The 3,567-nt window shown below is 40.7% G+C and carries 2 protein-coding genes and 1 pseudogene; 1 reads left to right on the top strand and 2 read right to left on the bottom strand.

What is annotated here, in order from left to right; all coding sequences use genetic code 11:
• The first annotated feature begins 140 nt into the window (after window positions 1–140).
• Entirely contained in the window at window positions 141–932 is a 792-nt protein-coding gene (locus VXP95_RS15305; RefSeq protein ID WP_416712346.1) for a hypothetical protein, read from the top strand.
• A gap of 327 nt (window positions 933–1,259) precedes the next feature.
• Here the strand turns inward: VXP95_RS15305 and VXP95_RS15310 are convergent, their stop codons facing one another.
• Both VXP95_RS15310 and VXP95_RS15315 read right to left on the bottom strand, forming a co-directional pair.
• A complete protein-coding gene (locus VXP95_RS15310; RefSeq protein WP_392473843.1) occupies window positions 1,260–3,248 on the bottom strand; it encodes an oleate hydratase in 1,989 nt (662 codons plus the stop codon).
• 222 nt (window positions 3,249–3,470) lie between these two features.
• Window positions 3,471–3,567 (bottom strand): annotated as a pseudogene (locus tag VXP95_RS15315) (IS5/IS1182 family transposase); the annotation flags it as partial.

A 3,567-nucleotide genomic window follows, 5' to 3' on the forward strand; every position in this document is an offset into this window, starting at 1 on the left:
CTCATACCCAAGTTGTCACTTGAATTCTGTTCAAATGAGCAGAGTGTTGTCTTTTAAATCTTTGTGCAACAAAGCCGAAAAAAATTATAAATAAAGTCGAATTAGCGAGAGTAGCGGAAGAAAGAACTCATCAAGAGAAGTTGAGAAAAGAAGCTATTGAAAAACAAAAGCTGCTTGAGTCAGATCCCGTCTATATTGCAAAGCAAAAAGAAAAAGCATTACTTAAAAAATACGACATTAATGAAGATCTATCAGATGCCTTACTCACAGAGATTTATGAAATTTTAAGTAAGTTAGATCGTGGAATAAGACTCTCTAAAGATGAAGCTGTTTGGTTAAACACAATAGGTAAAGAATTCTTTATTACTAAGGTTCGTCATAAGTTTCATCGGTTAGAAGCTGATTATTATTTGCAGGAATATGCGAAGAATACTAAGAATATTTGGAATGCCATTAATGCTAGTAGTCAACTAAGAAAGTGTCAGGAAAGTATTGAAGCAGAAGATCTTTTAGAAAAAATTTCAATTAATGGTATCAAAGATAAAAAATTATTATCCGCTTACTTTACGACACTTGGGGGAGTTAGACGTGATCTTCACAAGGTCAAAGTTGCTATTGATAATGCATCTAAAGCTCATAATTTAACTCCAGATAATTATCGTCCATGTACTTTATTGGGTGCTATCTATATGGAAACGTATCAATACACACTTGGGCATGAATGGTATGAGAAAGCTAGTGAACGTGGAGCAACAAATCAATCAATTAATGCTGATCTGAAAAGTATTATTTCTAAGATGGATAAGTCTAAACGTAATGAAATGATTGAACATTTATTAAAGTTAGAGCCTTACACATATTCATGGTTAAAGTCTTTAAAAACAGCCACAGTGAGCAATCCCAAAAGTAAACGAAATAAGGTTAAGCATTAGACCTCTTGCGTTAGTCAAAATTTAATCAGTGATAAACGTTGATTTTTAAATAAATATCAAAGTCTAAAATAGTCAAAAATAATACTTTCGCAAGAGGTCTATTTAGTAAAAGCTCACAAAAAGGCATCTTCACCACAGAGTAAAAAGAATGACTTGGTTAGCCGGTTTTGACTTTGAAATAAAAGTTATCGCTCGCATTCCTTAAACCTTTTGTATTCCTGATCGATCGGTTGTTTACAAAAGGCTTTTATAAACAGCTCCACCAATTCCATATAAGAAGCCGCTCATTCGAGCGGCTTTTTTGTGCAAAAAACAAAACCTAACCCGCTATTTATCTTTGCTCGAAAAATTCTCCATCAGCGAGTTAACCCAGCTTGAAAATTTATGTATTAAGTCACCGCCGTTACCCAGCAGTTCCCTTAGCTCTTCTTCAAAGTGCGTTTGCTGTTCCTCCTCCGGTTCGGGCAGCGGCGGCAGTATGTGGGCAAAGTAGGTTTTGTCGAGTAAGCGATGCAACATACGCTCGCCAATAAAAGGCTTATTGCTATTGAGCGCTCTGGCACCTTTTATAATGTTGCGAATATCGTATTGGGTGGGGCTTATATCCGGCACCTGTTTGGGAATATTCAGCAGCTTATACACACCAATACGGGCGGTGCGAATGGAGGATTCCATGGTGAATATTATGTCATTGCGAGTTTCTACAAATTGCCCCACTAGGCCTAAATTGGTGCAGCCGTCAGGCACTACTCTGGGTCTGTCGCCTGCTGCTCTAGGCATAAACTGGGCGGTAATGTAAGGCATAAGCGCAATGCGTATTTTGGTGTTGGCTATAACCTCATCTAACTGGTCTTCAATACCCAGATGATGGCAAAGCTCGGTCAGAATTTCTTTGCCGGTACATTCCGGCATAGTTTTGTTAATACGGTTGCCTTGCTTATCCATCAATAGACCATAAACCCACAAAACTAAGGTATCGTCTGGTTGGTCGGGGAAGTGAGGTTGGCGATTACAGGTAACACTTAACAGCCAGTTGGAGTCAGTAAAAGTCACTATGCCGCCGGTTACGGTTCGACCGGAGTATGGGTCGTTTACTGATAAGGTTTTCAGTTTATCGACAAGGGGGGAGGGCTTGCAGGTAAGGGTGGCCGACTCCCATATAGACTTGTCTACGTCACCATAAAATTTTTCTGGCTTACCGAAAACAGGAGATTTCTTGGCGAGGTTCTTCCATAAGTTCCAGCCACTTTCGCTACCCGGGTCATGCCTTTCACAGTTAAGCTCCGGGGCATCATCCATACCGGCATAAGCCGTCTGTTCAGTCATTGATCCGGTGAGGGCGAACACTAAATCATTCTTGCCAACTTCAATATATTGCTCTTCACCTTTAACAACGGCCTGAATTCCGGTTACCGTCTTGTTGTCTCCGGTAATGCTCATATCAAGGTCATCTACTCTGGCTTCAAAGGTAAATTTCACTCCTTTTTCACGCAGAAAATTGGTCAGTGGCTTTATAAAGGTGTCGTACTGATTGTATTTAGGGAAAAGCAGAACAGACATGTCACCAAAGCCGTCAATTGAGTCCAGAAAACGATGCAAATAGAGCTTGGTTTCCAACACGCTGTGGCAGTTTTTAAAAGCAAACATAGTACGGAATAAAAACCAGAAGTTGCTTTGTAAAAAGCCTTCACTGAAATATTCCTCAATGCTTATGTCGTCTAACTCTTCCTTGCGTTTCAGCATTAAGCGGATAAGTTCCCATTGCTGAGATTTACTCAGCCCCATGTCTTCTGAGTCAAGGATCTCGCCGGACTTGTTAATTAAACGGGCCTTAGAGTAATTTGGGTCGTTATCGTTTATCATTCGGTATTCATCGAGAACAGAATACTCTTCGGGAAGTTCAAGGGCGGGAATGTCCTGGAATAGATCCCAGAGGGTGTCGTAGTTCCAGTTCATTTCACGACCACCGCGAATGATGTAACCGTCTTCGAGGTTACCCGCACCATCCATAGAGCCGCCTTCTACACTCATTTCTTCTAAAATAGTGATATTTTCGGCGGGCATATGACCATCGCGAATTAAATAAAATGCCGCGGCAAGCCCCCCGATACCACCACCAATTATCCACGCTTTACGCTTTTCGACTCCTGGAGTTGGTAAGGTTTTATGACGCGAATAGGGCGATATAAAATCCCCCGGTGGCAAAGTGTTAAGCGGTTTATGGCACCAAAAACCGCCTGTTGCGTCAGGCTCATGTTCAAAACCCTCTGGTGCGGTTACCGAGATATCAAATTTCGCAATTGTCTTTTTAGCCATTACGGACTCCTTCCTTTACTGAATAGAAATACTTGCTGTTCTCGCTGATACCCTTAGTGGTATTGCGAACAGCACTTTCAGTTTAGTTGAATCGCCATCTTAGTCAATTAATGGAGGGTGTTCAAAATTCTGAGAAAATGTAGATGAACAATACAGTATCATCCTAGAACGGCTTTGTTGCATAAACATTCAAAAGCTGAGTTTTCCCCAATCCATTCAAATTTAAGTGACAACTTGGGTGTGAGGTCTACCTAATTCCGTAAATCTATTCAGAACTGCCACACGCGCATGAATTTCATTGACCTGACTTTGAAAATGT

Source organism: Acinetobacter sp. 226 (genome assembly GCF_048147925.1).
Taxonomy (GTDB): Bacteria; Pseudomonadota; Gammaproteobacteria; order Pseudomonadales; family Moraxellaceae; genus Acinetobacter; species Acinetobacter pecorum.

Coding starts and splice junctions, on each gene's coding strand:
- VXP95_RS15310 (WP_392473843.1), bottom strand. CDS start 3,248: ATGGCTAAAAAGACAATTGCGAAATTTGATATCTCGGTAACCGCACCA.